Genomic DNA, 16,095 nt, shown 5'->3' on the forward strand with positions numbered 1-16,095 from the left:
GGGTCGCGTCGTGACGAATCCGAGATGAACTTCCGGGTCCGAGGGTCAGGACCGCTTCTCGTCGGCCCGGTCGTAGACGCCGGCGTCCTGCGCGGCCTGGGCCTTGCGGAGCTGCTTGACCAGGCTGAACCCGAGGAACGCGACCGCCGCGGCGAGCATCAGGAAGATCGCGAACGCGGTCCACCCGGCCTTGACGTCCTCGGGCTTCGGGGACTCGTCGACGAGGCTGATGATCTGGCTGGCGACCAGGTTGGCGATCAGGAACAGGTGCGGCATGCCGCCATTGTCCCACTCGCCCGCGGAGCGGGGTACGCCGGTCAGGCGCCGTCGCCCCGGGCGGGCAGCGTGACGGTCGCGTGGACGAGGTCGTGGTCGCTGGCGGCGCGCACCGACGCGCCGTCCTCCCAGCCGTAGTCGCTGAACGTCAGCGGGCCGCCGCCGAAGATCCAGTCGATGTGGAGCCAACCGGTCGGCGGCTGGCAGTCGTCGGCGGAGGTCGCCGTACCGCCGTTGGCCGCGACCAGGTCGGTCCTGCCGACGACGGAGCAGAAGACCTCGTCGTGCTCGTTCATGTCGCCGATCAGGAAGACGGCCTTGTGGGTGGCGCGGAGCTCGTCGACGAGCCGGATCTCGTGGCGGGTGGCCTTGTCGCGGTCGTGCTCCTGGCCGCGCGGCGAGTTGTGCACGTCGACGACGTAGAGCTGGCGCTGGCTCTTGCGGTTGAGCAGCCGGACCCACGGGATCGGGCGCATCTGGTGGTCGAAGGTCGTGGTGATCGTGCCGGTCTCGAGCAGCTCGAACTTCGAGGTCCGCCAGGCGATCTGGAGTCGCAGGCCCGAGGGGCCGAGCCGGTCGCCGGGCCAGATGTCGAAGCCGTCGAGGTCGGTGCGCAGCACCTCGAGCTGGTCGGCCTGGACCTCCTGCATCCCGACGAGGTCGAGGCCCTTGCGCTCGATGAGCCGGGAGGTGATCGCGGCGCGGAGCGCGCCGGGACCGTAGCCGCCGGGGCCGAGCGTGTGCTGGCTGCCGAGGATGTTGAACGTCGCGATCTGGAACGCGGCGTCCTGCGGCACCTTGCCCGCAGAAGTGCGTGCCTGCACGGGCGAGGTCAGGCCGGTCAGGGCGAGGGCCGCGACGAGGGTGAGAAGCGTGAGGACGACGCCGGATCGGCGCCCGAGGAAGCGTCTGGTCACCCGGAGAAACCTAGGTGCGACCGGGCCGGCGGTCGGGGGTTACCGGCCAGGAACGGCCGTCCGGCAGACCGGATGACCCGTTCGGGTCATCCGGCGGTGGTCGGGTCGATCCCGGCGAAGAGGTCGTCCTCGGGCCCGATCTCGCCGACGTGGCTGGTGACCAGCTCGAAGTCCTCGGTCGGCCAGACCTTCTCCTGCAGCTCGCGCGGGATGGCGAACCAGAAGCCGTCGGGGTCGATCTGCGTCGCGTGGGCCAGCAGGGCCTGGTCGCGCACGCCGAAGAAGTCGGCGCACGGCACCTTGGTCGTCACCCGGGCGTCCCACTCGGGCTCGGGCTTCCACTCCTTGAGCCGCTCGGCCCACGGCGACTCGAGGCCGTGCTCGAGCATCGCGTCGTGGATCGCCTGCATCCGGCCGCGGTTGAAGGAGTGGTGGTAGTAGAGCTTGAGCGGCTGCCACGGCTCCCCGTGCTCCGGGTAGCGCTCGGGGTCACCGGCCGCCGCGAACGCCTCCACGGCAACCTTGTGGCACATGATGTGGTCGGGGTGGGGGTAGCCGCCGCGTTCGTCGTACGTCGTGACGACGTGCGGCCGGAACTCGCGGATCAGCCGGACGAGGGGCGCGGCCGCCTCCTCGAGCGGGACGAGCGCGAAGCAGCCCTCGGGCAGCGGCGGCTTCGGGTCGCCCTCGGGCCAGCCGGAGTCGACGAAGCCGAGCCAGTCCTGGCGCACGCCGAGGATGTCGCGGGCCCGCTCCATCTCCTGGCGGCGGATCTCGGTGATGTTCGCGAGCACGTCGGGACGGTCCATCTTGGGGTTCAGGATCGAGCCCCGCTCACCACCCGTGCAGGTGGCGACGTGGACGTCGACGCCCTCGGCGACGTACTTCGCGGTCGACGCGGCGCCCTTGCTGGACTCGTCGTCCGGGTGGGCGTGCACGTGCATGAGGCGGAGTCCGGCGCGGGAGGGGTGCTGCGGCATGGGGCGATCCTAGATGGGACCCTTGAGGGGTGAGCTCCACCCTCGCCGACCGGTACGGCGCCCCCGCGCCCTGGCGCCGCCGCGCCGTCATCGCGACCAGCGTCGTCGTGGCCGCGGCGTTCCTCGGGTGGCTGGGCTGGACGACGTGGGAGCACGCCAACCCCCCGGTGGAGTCCTCCCTGGTCTCCTTCCACGTCGAGGGGGAGCACGCCGTGACCGCCGAGGTCGAGGTGCGGCTGCGCGACGACTCGGTGAAGGCGCAGTGCCTGCTCCGGGCCTACGCGGAGGACCACACGGTCGTCGGCGAGCTGTCCTTCGCCCCCGACCCGGGGGCCGACCAGCCGCTGCAGGAGACCATCCGCACCGAGCGGGTGGCGACCTCGGTGCAGATGGTCGGATGCACCACACCGGGCGCTCCGCGGCCCAACTGAGCCGCGACGAACCTGCGACTCGCGTCACCAGTTGTTAAACTGACCCTTCTGACCGTCCCGCTGGGCCGTCCAGGATGGGCCCGCGACCTACCGGCGCACGCCCGATCGGCCGCCGACGAGGGACGCACCACCCAGACGACCATGGGCGAGAACGCATCGCCGTACACGCACGAAGAACCGCAGGAGACACCCATGACGCAGTCGACCGAGCAGGGCACGATCTGGCTGACCCAGGAGGCCTACGACAAGCTCCAGGCGGAGCTCGCCAACCTCAAGGGCCCGGTCCGCCAGGAGGTCATCGCCCGCATCAGCGCTGCCCGCGACGAGGGTGACCTCAAGGAGAACGGCGGCTACCACGCCGCGCGCGACGAGCAGGGCAAGGTCGAGGGCCGGATCCGCCAGCTCGAGGACATGCTGCTGCGCGCCAAGGTCGGCGAGACGCCCGAGGACGACGGCACCGTCTCCCCCGGCATGAAGGTCACCTACAAGTTCGTCGGCGATGACGACGACGAGGCCGAGACGTTCCTCCTCGGCGCCCGCGAGATCGAGGACTCGATCGAGGGCCTCAAGGTCTACTCCCCGCAGTCCCCGCTGGGCTCGGCCATCATCGGCGCGAAGGTCGGCGACACCGTGTCCTACGACGCCCCCAACGGCAAGACCCTCGAGGTCGTCGTGGTCGCGGCGGTCCCCTTCACCGGCTGAGGTCTATTCGTAGACGCGGTAGCCACGCTCGCGCAGCCGGCCCATCACCTGGGCGGCGTGCTGCTCGCCGCGGGTCTCGAGCTGCAGCGAGACCTCCACCTCGTCGAGGTGCAGCGAGGGCGAGATGCGCTCGTGGACGACCTCGAGCACGTTGGCACCGACGGCGCTGACCTCGCCGAGCAGCTGGGCGAGGCCGCCGGGGGTGTCGGGGATGCAGACCTGGAGGTTGAGGTAGCGGCCGGCCGCGGCCATGCCGTGGCGGATCACCTTGCCGAGCAGCAGCGGGTCGATGTTGCCGCCGGACAGCAGCGCCACGGTGGGCGTCGTGAACTCGGTCGGGCGGTCCAGCAGCGCCGCGACGGCGGCGGCGCCGGCCGGCTCGACGACCATCTTGGCCCGCTCGAGCAGCGCCAGCAGGGCGCGCGCGAGCGAGTCCTCCGAGACCGTGATGATCTCGTCGACGTGGTCGCGGACCGCGGCGAAGGTGATGGCGCCGGGCAGCCCGACGGCGATGCCGTCGGCCATCGTCTTCATGTGCTCCAGCGGGGTCGGGGCGCCCTTGGCCAGCGAGCCGGGATAGGCCGCCGCGCCCTCGGCCTGCACGCCGATCACCTTCACGTCGGGGCGCTTGGCCTTGACCGCGATCGCGACGCCCGCCAGCAGGCCACCGCCGCCGGTGGGGACGAGGATGGTCTTGACGTCGGGTGACTGCTCGAGGATCTCGAGCCCGACGGTGCCCTGCCCGGCCACGATGTCGACGTGGTCGAAGGGGTGGATCAGCACCGCACCGGTCTCGGCCGCGAACGTCCGGGCCGCGTCGAGGCAGTGCTCGAGGTAGGTGCCGTGGAAGACCACGTCGGCGCCGTACGCGCGGGTCGCCCGCTCCTTGGGGATCGGCGCGCCCTCCGGCATGAAGACCGTCGACTTGATGCCGAGCAGCTGCGCGGCGAGCGCGACGCCCTGGGCGTGGTTGCCGGCCGAGGCCGCGACCACGCCGTGCGCGCGCTCCTCGGGCGTGAGCCGCGAGATCCGGACGTAGGCGCCGCGGGCCTTGAACGAGCCGGTGCGCTGGAGGTTCTCGCACTTGAGGCTGACCGGTCCCCCGGCCAGGGCGGAGAGCCAGCGCGACTCCTCCATCGGCGTCGTGATGGCGACACCGCGCAGCACCTCGCGGGCGGCTTCGATGTCGGCCAGGGTGACGGTGCCGGGGTCAGTCATTCCTCACGCTTTCGTTGGTCGGCGGACTCTCGCCGAGCTCCTGGTAGTCCTCGGCCAGCTGTTCCTCCGCGTCGTCCCCGACGCGGGTGTTGCTGGCCAGATGTTGCACGACGGAGTTGACGGCCGCCGCGAGGGGTACGGCGACCAGGGCGCCGGCGACGCCCGCGACGAGCACGCCGCACCCGATCGCCACGATGACACCGAGGGGGTGCACGGAGACCCAGCGCCCCATCAGGAACGGCTGCAGGACGTGGCCCTCGATCTGCTGGATCAGGATGACGCCGCCCATCATCAGCAGCGCGGTCAACGGGCCCTGGTCGACCAGCGCGACGAGGATCGCGACGGTGCCGGCGATGGTGGCGCCGACCATCGGGATGAACGCGCCGAGGAAGACCAGCACGCCGATGGCGAGCACGAACGGCACGCCCAGGATCGCGGCCACGATCATGATGCCGATGGCGTCGGTGAGCGCCACGATCACGGTGGCCCGGACGAACTGGGTGAGCGAGATCCAGGCGACCCGGCCGGAGGAGTCGACGTGCTCGCGGGCCGCGCGCGGGGCCAGCCGGACGAACCACGCCCAGATCCGGTCGCCGTCGGCGAGGAAGAAGTAGGTGGAGAACAGGATCACGAAGAAGCCGGCCAGCACGTGGGTCAGGACCGTGCCGACCTCGGTCACGCTGCTGAGCTTGACGCCGTCCTTGGTGCGGTCGCTGATGCCCTTCTGGATCTTGTCGATGTAGTCGTTGATCTGCGAGTCGCTGGCGTGCAGCGGCCCGGTCTTGAGCCAGCTCTTGATCTCGCCCAGGCCGGCGACGACCTGGTCGGCCAGGTCGTTGGCGCCGTTGGCGACCTGCTGCCCGGCGAAGGTGAGCAGGCTGGCGACGAACGCCAGGCCGGCCAGCACGACGAGGATCGCGGCGAGCCCGCGCGGGAAGCCGACCCGCTGGAGCAGGTCGACCACCGGGACGGCCAGCGCGGAGAGGAGCAGGGCGATGACCAGCGGCACCGTGATGACGGCGAAGTAGCCGATCACCCGCGCGATGACGTAGCCCGCGATCGCGATGATCAGGAACCGCCAGGCCCAGGCGGCGGCGAGGTCCAGGCCCCAGGGCACCTGCGCCCGGCTGAAGTTGGAGGGCCCGGTGGCGATCGGCTCGGGCTCGGGCCGGCGTACGTCGCGCAGCTGCGCCCACTGGTGCGCGATCCGCTGCGCGATGCCCTCCTCCTCGTCGCGGGAGCGCATCCCGATGATCGGGAGCCGGCGCCGGGGCTCGTGGTGCCCGTCGGCGGCCGGTGTCTCAGGGCTCGGGTCCGTGGGGTCGGCGACGCCGTTGGCGCCCGGACCGTCAGCCTCGTTGCTCACGTCGACAGGCTACCGAGCGGCCGGGGCCACGAGCCGCAGCACCAGCCGGTAGGCCGCCTCGGGGTGCGGCCCGGCCAGCAGCCCGGCCGCCGCCAGGACGTAGTCGGTGTCGACGACGACCCGGGCGTGCTCGGGCAGCTGCCAGCCGCCGTCGAGGTCGCGGCCGGTGCTGGTGGCGAAGACCCGCGCGGCGACGCCGTCCCGTCCGTGGCGCAACACGCCGCCGGAGCCGACGAGCAGGTCGACCTCGCGCAGGTCCTTGCCGGTGCGCTCGACGACGCGGCCCTCGGGGCTGACCACGACCTTGCTGCGACCGGCGTGACGGCGCAGCGCGAGGCCCACGGCCGCGCGGGCGATCGCCTCGTCGTCGTCGCGGCCGGCGTCGTCGGTGGGGAGGTACGACGCATCGTGCTGGCGGATCGCCGCGGCCTCGGCCAGGGCCGGCTCGTCGGCCGCCTCGACGGTCGCGACCGCCGACCAGCGCATGCCGAGGTCGCCCTCGACGGTGCGGGTGACCGGCGTGGTCGCCACGACCTCGCGCGAGAGCTGGGCGTCCTCGGGGTCGACCTCGACGACGGAGTGCACGTCGGTGGTGGCGCCGCCGACGTCGACGACCACGACGTCGCCGACCCCCGGGTGGGCATCGTCGAGGCCGCGGGCCAGCAGCTCCACCCCGGTCAGCACCACGTCGGGGGTCGCGCCGCGCACCATGGCGGTGAAGTCAGCACGGCTGCTGAGGTGCTTGCCGCCGATCACGTGGGCCAGGAACATCTCGCGGATCGCGGCGCGGGCCGACTCCGGCGCCAGCACGCCGATCTTGGGGACGACGTTGTCGGCGAGCACGTGCGGGACGTCGCCGAGGATGGCGGCCACCTCGGCCTGCGCCTCCACGTTGCCGGCCACCACGACGGGGCCGGTCCAGCCGGAGGCGACCAGCGCACGGGCCGCGTCGAGCAGCACCTCGCTGTTGCCGCCGTCGGTGCCGCCGGTCAGCAGCACCACGTCCGCGAGCGCCGACTCCGGCGGCGTGTGCCCCAGGACGCGGTAGGGCGCGTCGTCAGGCACACGGGACCCGTGCGCGATGACCGCCACGACCTTGCCGCCGCTGCTCAGGGCCACGCGACGACCCGCTTCGGCCGTCACCAGCTCCTCGTTGCCGACGACCGCGATCCGCAGTCCCCCGCCCGCGCTCGAGCAGGCCAGCACCTCGGCGGTCGCCGCCCGCGGGTCGGCGGCCGTCAGGTCGGCCAGGCACGCGTCGTACGCGTCGAGGACGTCGGTCTCGATGGTGGTGCGGTGGCTCGCCGACGCCACGATCCGGCCCTCGGCCAGGTCGACGAGCGCGGCCTTGGTGAAGGTGGAGCCGAAGTCGACGCAGACCGCGGTCTCGGCAGGCTCGACGGTCTCGGCAGGCTCGACCACCGGTTACCCGAGGCAGCGGTCGAGGTCGGCGACCAGGTCGTCGGCGGTCTCGATGCCGACGCTGAGCCGGATCAGGTCCGCGGGCACCTCGAGGTCGGTGCCGGCGACGCTGGCGTGGGTCATCCGCCCCGGGTGCTCGATGAGCGACTCGACGCCACCGAGGGACTCGCCGAGGGTGAAGACCTCGGCCTTCGCGCACGCGTCGAGCGCGGCCTGCTCGCCGGCCTTGACGCGGAACGACACGATGCCGCCGAAGCGCTTCATCTGCTTCGCTGCGACCGCGTGGCCCGGGTGCGACTCGAGGCCGGGGTAGATGACCTCGGCGACGCCCGGGTGGGAGGTCAGGAACTCCACGACCTTTTCGGCGTTGTCGCAGTGCCGGTCTATCCGGACGCCCAGCGTCTTGAGGCCGCGGTGGGTCAGGAACGAGTCGAACGGGCCGGCGACGGCGCCGATGGCGTTCTGGTGGAAGGTGATCGACTCGGCCAGGTCCAGGTCGCGTACGACCACGGCGCCGCCGACGACGTCGGAGTGGCCGCCGACGTACTTGGTCGTCGAGTGCACGACGATGTCGGCGCCGAGGGTGAGGGGCTGCTGGAGGTACGGCGAGGCGAAGGTGTTGTCGACGACGAGGAGGGCGCCCGCTTCGTGGGCCACGGCGGCCAGCGCCTCGATGTCGCCGATGTTGAGCATCGGGTTGGTGGGGGTCTCGACCCAGACGAACTTCGTCTGGCCCGGACGGATCGCGGCGCGCACGGCGTCGACGTCGGAGACGGCCGCCGGCGAGTGCTCCAGGCCCCAGACCTTCTCGACCTTGTCGAAGAGGCGGTAGGTGCCGCCGTAGGCGTCGTCGGGGATGACCACGTGGTCGCCGGGGCGGCACACGGAGCGGACGACGGTGTCCTCGGCGGCCAGGCCGGAGGCGAACGCGAACCCGCGCTCCCCCTCCTCCACGGCGGCTAGGGCACCTTCGAGGGCGGTGCGCGTCGGGTTGGCCGAGCGGCTGTACTCGTAGCCGCCGCGCAGCCCGCCGACGCCGTCCTGCTTGTAGGTCGAGGTCGCGTAGATGGGCGGGATCACCGCGCCGGTCATCGGGTCGGGCTCGTAGCCGGCGTGGATCGCACGCGTCTCGAAACCGGACTTGCTCCTGTGCTGCTGCTCGCTCATGGGCCCACGCTATCCAGTCCTTACGGAGCGGTGACGTCGCCCCGGCCGGGAACGACGCGGCCGGGTCCGGTGTTGTTCACTGGTGAAAGCCTCTTCCCTGCAAGGAGTCACCACCGTGTCGCTGTTCTCCCGCCACAAGTCCGAGCTCGTCGCCGACGACCAGGCCCTCGCCGGTCGCAGCGAACGCCAGTTCCCCCTCGCCGCGACCCACAAGGTCCTCGGGACTCCCCTCGTCACCGACGAGGTCCCCGACGGCTACGAGGTCGCGTTCTTCGGCCTGGGCTGCTTCTGGGGCGCCGAGGAGATCTACTGGCAGAAGCCGGGCGTCTGGTCGACGTCGGTCGGGTACGCCGGCGGCACGACCCCGCACCCGTCGTACGAGGAGGTCTGCTCGGGCCGCACCAACCACACCGAGGCCGTGCGGATCGTCTTCGACCCCGCCAAGGTGTCCTACGCCGACCTCGTCAAGACGTTCTTCGAGGTGCACGACCCCACCCAGGGCATGCGCCAGGGCAACGACATTGGCACGCAGTACCGCTCGGCGATCTACTACACGACGCCCGAGCAGGAGCAGACGGCCCGCGAGCTGACCGCGATCTACGGCGCCGAGCTCGAGCGCCGCCGGCTCGGCAGCATCACCACCGAGATCCGGACCGCGCCGACGTACTACTACGCCGAGGACCTGCACCAGCAGTACCTCGCGAAGAACCCGCACGGCTACCGCTGCCACTCCAACACCGGGGTGAAGTTCCCCGGGACCGCCTGATCGGGGTTGTTAGCCTCCCCCGGTGCCTGCTGAGTTCACCGTCATCGCGCTCTGCGGGTCGATGCGGTTCGGAGCAGAGTTCGCGCGGCTCGACGTCGAGCTGACGCTGGCCGGCCACGTGGTGCTGACGCCGACCGCCCTGGATCCGTCCACGGAGCTGAGCGCCGAGGACCGCGAACGGCTCGGCCGGGTCCACCTCCAGAAGGTCGCGATGGCGGACGAGGTCCTCATCGTCAACGTGGGCGACTACCTCGGGGAGAGCACCCGTCGGGAGCTCGAGCACGCGCGATCGCTCGGGCTGGCGGTGCGCTTCCTGGAGCCCCACGCCGAACGCGGATGAAGTTCCCCGGCTGACGATGTCGTATCCCCTGCTGCCCGTTCGTGGATAGGTTGACGCGGGCACCTGGCTCGCTGCACACATCGACGGGAAACGAGGAGCAGGGGATGACCGAGTACCTCATCTACTTCAACCAGCAGTGGGTCGGCGACCACACCGAGGAGTGGTTCCGCGGACGCGGGCCGCTCGCCCGGGCGGTCATCGACGACCTGCAGGCGGCCGGCCAGTACGTCTTCGCGGGCGGGCTCGTGGAGGAGGTCGAGGAGGCCTTCAGCGCCGACGCCACCAGCGGCACGCTGACCTTCACCGACGGCCCCTTCACCGAGAGCAAGGAGTGGCTGGGCGGCTTCACCGTGGTCGACGTCCCCGACGAGAGCACCGCCCGGATGTGGGCCGGCCGGATCGCCGAGGCGTGCGGGTGGCCCCAGGAGGTACGCCGCTTCAAGCCGCGCGGCCCCAGCGTCTGACCCGCTCCACACCGGCACGCAGCAGCGCCCGGACCCCCCTGGTGTCCGGGCGCTGCCTGGTGTGGCGGTGTGGCGGTGTGCTCAGTCGGGGACCCGCATCCCGGCCGGGGGCGGGCTGAACTTCTTCCCCTGCAGGAGGTGCTCGGCCAGGTTGGCCGAGGTGGCGTCCTGCGGGGCGACTGCGCGACCGCGCCGTGCCGGGGCACCGACAGGGACGAGCCCGTGTCCTTGATGTCGGTGCCCTGCTGGGTGCCGCAGGCGGCGGTCGTGGCGGCGAGGGCGAGGCCCGCGAAGGCCAGGGCAAGGCCGCGACGGCTGGTGGTGCTGGTGGTGTGGGACATGACGGTTAGTTCCTTCTCATGGTGTGGGTGGTGGATCAGGGCCGGTAGTCCGGGACCCGCTTGCCGGCGGGCGCCGGGGACGGGGCCGGGAGCCGGCCGTGGGCGGCCCGACGGGCGTCGGCGTCGAGCGCGCGCTCGGACCGGTCCTGCTGGGTCTGCTGGCCGGTCGCGCCGGACAGGTTGCTGCCGAGGTCCTTGACGGTGTCCGTCCGGGCGCCGCAGGCGGCACCCGTGGCGAGCAGGCCGAGGAGCGAGGCGGCCGCGATCACGCGTCGGCCACCGGTGGTGAGGTGAGACATCACGGTTGTTCCTTTCCAGGGCCCGCGGCGGCGGTCGCCGGCGGGATGCAGGGACAGACCGGTGGATCGGCGCGGTGATACATGGCCCGGCGGATTGCCCGACGGATGACCCGGAAATGGCATGTCCTTCACCCCCGGCGCGTGCCACGGTGGAGGCACGATCGGCCGGCTGCGTCTGGGCCCCGGACGTATCAGGTGGGCCGCGCGCCCCTCTGTAGGTCCGAGGAGGCAAGGCTGATGGACACCGTGACGCTGGCAGGGCAGACGAGCAGGCCCACGAGGAGGCCGACGATGGACGAGCCGCCGACCGTGCTCTCGCTCGTCGCCGCCGCCCGCGACGGGGACGCCGGCGCCTGGGACGCCCTCGTCGAGGAGTTCCTGCCGCTCGTGCACGGCGTCGTACGCCGCTTCCGGCTCAGCCCGGCCGACGCCGCCGACGTGAACCAGACCGTCTGGCTCCGGCTCGTCGAACACCTCGACGACCTGCGCGACCCGCGGGCCCTGCCCGGCTGGCTCGCGACCACCGCCCGGCGCGAGGCGCTGCGCGCCGTCGAGTCGGGCCGCCGCACGACCAGCATCGACCCCCAGGGCCCGGCCCTGGACGGGGTGCCCGGCGACCTTCCCGGTGAGGCGGACGTCGCCGAGGCGCTGCTGCGCGACGAGCTGCGTCGTGCGGTCCGCGCCGGGCTGGCCGAGCTGCCCGCCCAGCGGCGCCGGCTGCTGGAGATGCTGATGGACGACCCACCGGTGCCCTACGACGAGATCAGCAGCACCCTGAAGATCCCGGTCGGCAGCATCGGGCCCACCCGGGCCCGGGCGCTGCGCCAGCTGCGCGACACGCGCGCGATGCGCGCCTACACAGCCTCGCCGGACCCGGCCGGCGCCTCGGGAGGAGAAGGTGGTCACCATGTGCCCGTCCAGTGACAGCCAGTTCGGCGACGACGAGCTCGAGGGGCTCGTCCAGGAGACGCTCGCGGCCGACCGGGAGGTGCCCGACGGGTGGCGGGAGGCCGCACGCGCGGCGTACGCCTGGCGCACCGTCGACGAGGAGCTGCTGGCGCTGACCTACGACTCCGAGCAGGAGCCCGCAGCGGCCGTGCGCGGGGACGAGGGGACCCGGACGCTGGAGTTCTCCGGCGACGGGCTCGCCCTGGAGGTCGAGCTGACCGGCGGACGGGTGCTCGGCCAGGTGACCGGCGCCGGCGAGGTCGTCCTCGAGTGGGCCGACGGCCGCACCGCCTCGGCCACCGCCGACGGGTCCGGTTTCTTCAGCCTGGACGCAGCCCTCGCGGACGGCGGTCCGGTGCGCTTCTGCGTCCGTCGCGGCGGTGCCCGTCTGGTGACGGAGTGGGTCGTCCCCTGATCGCGAGATCGCCTCAGCTGTAGGGCGGGAACAGCGCCGGCACGGGGCTGCCGAGCGGGTCGATCGCCGTCCCGGCCCGGGCCAGCACGGCGTCCCGCGCGGCGAACACGTCGGCGTCCGCGCCCGGCTCCGCGGCGATCAGGCCGACCACGACGGGCGCGGCGAACGACGTGCCGCTCCACCGGGCCATCCCCCGGTCGAAGACCCGGACGTCGCCGGTGTCCGGGGTCTCGTGGCAGACGTAGGTGCCGTCGGGGTAGGCGTTGACCAGGTTGCGGCCGAGCGCGTAGACGTCCGCCGACGGGCCGTGGTTGGAGAACCGGGAGACATGGCCGTCCCGGTCGAGCGAGCCGACCCCGAGCGCCCAGTCGAAGGCGGCGGGCCACAACGGCGCCGCCGTGGCGTCGTTGCCCGCCGCGGCCACGAGGAGGCAGTTGGGCGTCTGGCTCAGGTCCTGCTCCCAGAACGCCTCGAAGCTCAGCAGCGGATGGTTGCGCCGGGTGACGGCGCCGGCCGAGAGGTTGATGAGGTGCGGCTCGCGCGCGAGGGCCTGGCGGAGCTGGGCGACCATGTCGGTCTCGAGCATCGCGCCGGTCCCGGTGAGGAAGCGTTCGACGTACACCGTCGTGCCGGGCGCCAGGCACCGCACGACCCCGGCGATGAAGGTGCCGTGCCCCGCGTAGGGGCGCAGCAGCGCGACGTTCTGCTCGTCGTCGCCGTCGACGTCCTCGAGCCAGGGCGTGGGACCGAGCGGCTGCCCGGCCGGGGCGTGCCAGCCGCTGTCGACCACGGAGACCCGGACGCCGCCGCCGAGGCCGGGGTCGGACGCCACGCCGGGCCAGGGCTTGTCGAGCCCGGTCTCCGACGGCTCGCTGGCCGGGCACAGCCGGGTGTTGCCGGGACCGCAGAGGTGCACCCAGTGGTTGGGGGTGGCCACGACCTGGGTGTCGTTCACCCCTCGAGCGTCCAGCGCGTCGAGGGCGAGCGGGACCCGGCGCGGGTTGCCGTCGACACGCCCGGGCAGCAGCACCCGCACGATCGGGAGCGGGTCGCGGCCGCTGTCGTCGAGCGGCAGGTCGGCGTCGGTGACCGTGCCGTCGAACTCGCCGGTCCCGTTGAGCACGTCGAGCACCTCGTCGACGCGGGCGCGGTCGGTCGAACGCACGAGCAGCACGTCCGGGTCGTAGAGGTAGTGGAAGTCCTCGGGCAGCTCGGAGTCCCAGGCGACGCGCTCGGCGCCGTGGTCCTCGCGGACCAGCTCCACCTGCTCGACGACGCGGCGGCGGTCGTCCCCGCTGGCGAGGTCGTTGATGGGCACGGGCGGCTCCTTCCCGAGAGGGACGTTCCCCCGGACGCTAGACCTGCGGGACGATCGGGGAATCGCCTGATTTGGGAAGGCCCCGGATGCCGACCGATCGCTCCCCGACCAGCGCCGCCGAGCTCCTCGACCTGGCGTTCGAGGACCACGCCCTGGCGACGACGCGGGCGCGGGCGCTGCTGGCCGGCACGCCGGACCCGTGGTGGGAGTCGGTGGGCCGGCACGCGCTCGGGCTGGTGCTGCGCGACACCGGGGCGATGCAGCCGGCGCTGCGGGAGCTGCGGACGGCGCTGCGGCTCGCGGTGCGGTCCGGGGACGACGACCGGGCCGCCGACGTCCGGGCCACCCTCGGCCTCACCCTCGTCACGCAGGGCCGGACACGGGAGGGCCTGGCCCAGCTCGGCCGGGCGGTGGCCGGCGCGGACGACGCCGACCTGGCGGCGAAGGTGCTGATGCGGCGCGGGCTGTCCCTCTCGTGGGTGCTCGGCCGCCACGACGACGGGCTCGCCGACCTCCACGACGCGCTGGCCGGGTTCCGCGCCACGGGGAACGCGGCGTGGGAGGCGAGCACCCGCAACGTCCTGGGCCTGCTCCTCCTGACGGTCGGGGACGTGGTGGCTGCCGAGGAGCAGGTGCGGGCCGCCCGCGACATGTTCGTCGACCTCGGGCACGACGTGGAGGCCGTGCTCGCCCAGCACAACCTCGGCGTGGTCGCGCAGACCCGCGGCGACCTGCCGGCGGCGCTCGCCGCCTACGACCGCGCCGGCGAGCGGTACGCCGACCTCCACCTCGACACGACCCCGCTCGCCATGGACCGCTCGACCGCACTCCTCGCCGCCGGCCTGCCCCGCGAGGCCGTGGCCGTCGTGGACGCCGAGCTGGAGCGGCGACACGGGCTCCCGGTCCAGCGGGCCGAGCTGCAGCTGCGCCGGGCCACGGCCCTGCTCGCGGCCGGGGAGGCCGCGGCCGCGCTCGACCAGGCGCGGGTGGCGCTGGCGGCCTTCCGCAGGACGGGCCGGGAGTGGGACGCGCTGCACGCCCATCTGGTCGTGGTGCGCGCACGGGAGATGGCGGGACGGGTGGACCGGCGCCTGCTGCCGACCGCGCGTCGGGTGGCGGAGGAGCTGGAGTCCGCGCGGTCGGAGGAGGCCACCGTCGCGTGGCTGGTGGCCGGGAGACTCGCCGCCCGGCTCGACCCAGCGGCCGCCGCCGGGCTGCTGGCACACGCCGCGGCCCACCGCACCGACCGCACCGCACTGGTCCGCGCCGGCGGCTGGCTGGCGCTGGGACTCGAGCGGGAGCTGGCCGGCGACCACCGCGGGGTCGCGCACGCCTGCCGACGCGGCCTCGCCGCCCTGGACACCCACCGGGCGACGCTGGGCAGCTCCGAGCTGCGCGCCCTGGCCACCGGCCACGGCGAGGACCTGGCCCGGCTCGCCCTGGCCCAGGCCGTCGACGGCGGGCCCCGCAGCCTGCTGTGGTGGAGCGAGCGATGGCGCGCCACGGCGCTGACCCAGCCGCCGGTCCGACCGGCCGGGCCCGACGACGTCACCGCGCCGCTGGCCGCCCTGCGCGACAACGCCCGGCGCCTGCAGACCGCACGCCGCGACGGTGGCGACGTGGCCCGGCTCGAGGCGGAACGGGCCCGCGCGGAGGACGACGTACGCCGGCGCCTGCGACGTGCCGCCGGCACCTCGCCCACCGCGTCGGCCGACCTGGACGTGGCCGGGCTGGTGGCCGCGGTCGGCGGGTGTGCCCTGGTCGAGCACATGGAGGTCGGGGGGCGGCTCCACGCGGTCGTCGTCCACGACGGGCGGGTCCGGAAGGTCGCGCTCGGCGACGCGGACGAGGCCGTCCGCAGCGTCGACTTCGCCCTGCACGCGCTGCGGCGCGCCGCGGCCGGCCGGCCGGCACCGCTCGCCGAGGCGGGCTCGCGCCTGCAGGAGACCCTGCTCGGCGCTGCGGCCGACCTACTCCGCGACGCACCCGCCGTCGTCGTGTCGCCGACCAGCCGGTTGCACGGGGTGCCCTGGGGGCTGCTTCCCGTCCTCGCGGACCGGCCGCACAGCGTCGTCCCGTCCGCGGCGCTGTGGCTGCGCGCCCGGGAGCGCCGGCCGGCGAGCACGCGGGCGGTCTTCGTGTCCGGACCACTGCTGACGACGGGCGGCGCGGAGATCGACGTCGTGGCGCCGCAGCACCACGACGCGGTGGTGCTGCGCGGCCGCGACGCCACAGTCGAGCGGAGCCTGGCCGCCATCGACGGGGCGGGCCTGGCCCACGTCGCGGCACACGGGCGCTTCCGGAGCGACAGCCCGCTCTTCTCCGCGCTCGACCTCGAGGACGGCCCGCTCACGGTCCACGACCTCGAGCGGATGGCGCGGCCGCCGCACCGCGTCGTGCTGTCGGCCTGCGAGTCGGGCGTGATGGCCCCGGTGGGGGCCGGCGAGCTCCTCGGTCTGGTGGCCACGCTGCTCCAGGTGGGCACGGCCGGGGTCGTGGCCAGCGTGGCGGTCGTCGACGACCGGGCCACGGTCGAGGTGATGGTCGACCTCCACGCCGGCCTGCGCGACGGCGCCGACCTCGCCACCGCGCTGCTCGGTGCGCGGCGGGCCGCGCGCGGCGACCCGGTGCGCGAGGCGACCGCCGCAAGCTTCCTCGCCCTCGGGGTCTGACCCTGCTGCTCGAGGGCTTGCCCACCCGACGGCAAGGTGGTGCGCTGCACGCC

17 protein-coding genes are annotated in these 16,095 nt (G+C 73.5%); 8 read left to right on the plus strand and 9 right to left on the minus strand.

Annotated elements, in window-relative coordinates:
- Positions 1-45: 45 nt before the first annotated feature.
- The 3 genes from EJF31_RS16190 to mca all read right to left on the minus strand — a co-directional run bounded on the left by EJF31_RS16190 (position 46) and on the right by mca (position 2,173).
- Positions 46-276: a hypothetical protein gene (locus tag EJF31_RS16190; protein WP_125038158.1), complete on the minus strand. Its 231-nt coding sequence runs from the start codon at positions 274-276 to the stop codon at positions 46-48.
- Between the two features lie 41 nt (positions 277-317).
- Complete coding sequence (locus EJF31_RS16195) at positions 318-1,193, minus strand: endonuclease/exonuclease/phosphatase family protein (protein ID WP_125038159.1); 876 nt, start codon at positions 1,191-1,193, stop codon at positions 318-320.
- 86 nt (positions 1,194-1,279) lie between these two features.
- On the minus strand, positions 1,280-2,173 hold the full coding sequence (gene mca, locus EJF31_RS16200; RefSeq protein WP_125038161.1) for a mycothiol conjugate amidase Mca: 894 nt from the start codon (positions 2,171-2,173) through the stop codon (positions 1,280-1,282).
- 29 nt (positions 2,174-2,202) lie between these two features.
- Between mca and EJF31_RS16205 the strand changes: the two genes are divergently transcribed.
- Positions 2,203-2,604, plus strand: coding sequence for a DUF4307 domain-containing protein (locus EJF31_RS16205; protein WP_125038162.1), 402 nt, complete (start codon positions 2,203-2,205; stop codon positions 2,602-2,604).
- A 192-nt stretch (positions 2,605-2,796) separates the two neighbouring features.
- Entirely contained in the window at positions 2,797-3,306 is a 510-nt protein-coding gene (gene greA / locus EJF31_RS16210; RefSeq protein ID WP_125038164.1) for a transcription elongation factor GreA, read from the plus strand.
- 3 nt (positions 3,307-3,309) lie between these two features.
- Here the strand turns inward: greA and ilvA are convergent, their stop codons facing one another.
- From ilvA to EJF31_RS16230, 4 genes are read right to left on the minus strand one after another with little or no spacing between them, the layout of a single operon-like run.
- Entirely contained in the window at positions 3,310-4,524 is a 1,215-nt protein-coding gene (gene ilvA / locus EJF31_RS16215) for a threonine ammonia-lyase (RefSeq protein WP_125038165.1), read from the minus strand.
- Entirely contained in the window at positions 4,517-5,890 is a 1,374-nt protein-coding gene (locus tag EJF31_RS16220; protein ID WP_260430909.1) for an AI-2E family transporter, read from the minus strand. Before EJF31_RS16220 ends, ilvA begins: the two co-directional genes overlap by 8 nt.
- A gap of 9 nt (positions 5,891-5,899) precedes the next feature.
- On the minus strand, positions 5,900-7,312 hold the full coding sequence (locus tag EJF31_RS16225) for a glutamate mutase L (RefSeq protein ID WP_125038167.1): 1,413 nt from the start codon (positions 7,310-7,312) through the stop codon (positions 5,900-5,902).
- Between the two features lie 3 nt (positions 7,313-7,315).
- Complete coding sequence (locus tag EJF31_RS16230) at positions 7,316-8,479, minus strand: cystathionine gamma-synthase (protein ID WP_125038169.1); 1,164 nt, start codon at positions 8,477-8,479, stop codon at positions 7,316-7,318.
- Between the two features lie 121 nt (positions 8,480-8,600).
- Between EJF31_RS16230 and msrA the strand changes: the two genes are divergently transcribed.
- The 3 genes from msrA (at position 8,601) to EJF31_RS16245 (ending at position 10,049) form a co-directional block, all read left to right on the plus strand.
- Complete coding sequence (gene msrA / locus EJF31_RS16235; RefSeq protein ID WP_125038460.1) at positions 8,601-9,245, plus strand: peptide-methionine (S)-S-oxide reductase MsrA; 645 nt, start codon at positions 8,601-8,603, stop codon at positions 9,243-9,245.
- 22 nt (positions 9,246-9,267) lie between these two features.
- Positions 9,268-9,585, plus strand: a complete 318-nt coding sequence (locus EJF31_RS16240) for a hypothetical protein (protein ID WP_221767614.1) — start codon at positions 9,268-9,270, stop codon at positions 9,583-9,585.
- A gap of 104 nt (positions 9,586-9,689) precedes the next feature.
- The gene (locus EJF31_RS16245) at positions 9,690-10,049 is read left to right on the plus strand and encodes a YciI family protein (RefSeq protein ID WP_125038171.1); all 360 of its coding nucleotides are present in this window, start codon (positions 9,690-9,692) and stop codon (positions 10,047-10,049) included.
- Between the two features lie 376 nt (positions 10,050-10,425).
- On the opposite strand, the gene EJF31_RS16250 is transcribed toward EJF31_RS16245, so the two are convergent.
- On the minus strand, positions 10,426-10,689 hold the full coding sequence (locus EJF31_RS16250; protein WP_125038173.1) for a hypothetical protein: 264 nt from the start codon (positions 10,687-10,689) through the stop codon (positions 10,426-10,428).
- Between the two features lie 291 nt (positions 10,690-10,980).
- Between EJF31_RS16250 and EJF31_RS16255 the strand changes: the two genes are divergently transcribed.
- Entirely contained in the window at positions 10,981-11,613 is a 633-nt protein-coding gene (locus EJF31_RS16255; RefSeq protein WP_125038175.1) for an RNA polymerase sigma factor, read from the plus strand.
- Complete coding sequence (locus EJF31_RS16260; protein ID WP_125038177.1) at positions 11,597-12,052, plus strand: hypothetical protein; 456 nt, start codon at positions 11,597-11,599, stop codon at positions 12,050-12,052. The genes EJF31_RS16255 and EJF31_RS16260 overlap by 17 nt, the downstream gene beginning before the upstream one ends.
- 13 nt (positions 12,053-12,065) lie before the next feature.
- On the opposite strand, the gene EJF31_RS16265 is transcribed toward EJF31_RS16260, so the two are convergent.
- Positions 12,066-13,370, minus strand: a complete 1,305-nt coding sequence (locus EJF31_RS16265; RefSeq protein WP_125038179.1) for a S8/S53 family peptidase — start codon at positions 13,368-13,370, stop codon at positions 12,066-12,068.
- Between the two features lie 86 nt (positions 13,371-13,456).
- Here EJF31_RS16265 and EJF31_RS16270 point away from each other — a divergent pair, with 86 nt between their 5' ends.
- Complete coding sequence (locus tag EJF31_RS16270) at positions 13,457-16,042, plus strand: CHAT domain-containing protein (protein WP_125038180.1); 2,586 nt, start codon at positions 13,457-13,459, stop codon at positions 16,040-16,042.
- Positions 16,043-16,095 lie beyond the last annotated feature (53 nt).

The organism is Nocardioides sp. LS1, from assembly GCF_003865225.1.
In the GTDB taxonomy this organism is placed as follows: domain Bacteria; phylum Actinomycetota; class Actinomycetes; order Propionibacteriales; family Nocardioidaceae; genus Nocardioides; species Nocardioides ginsengisegetis.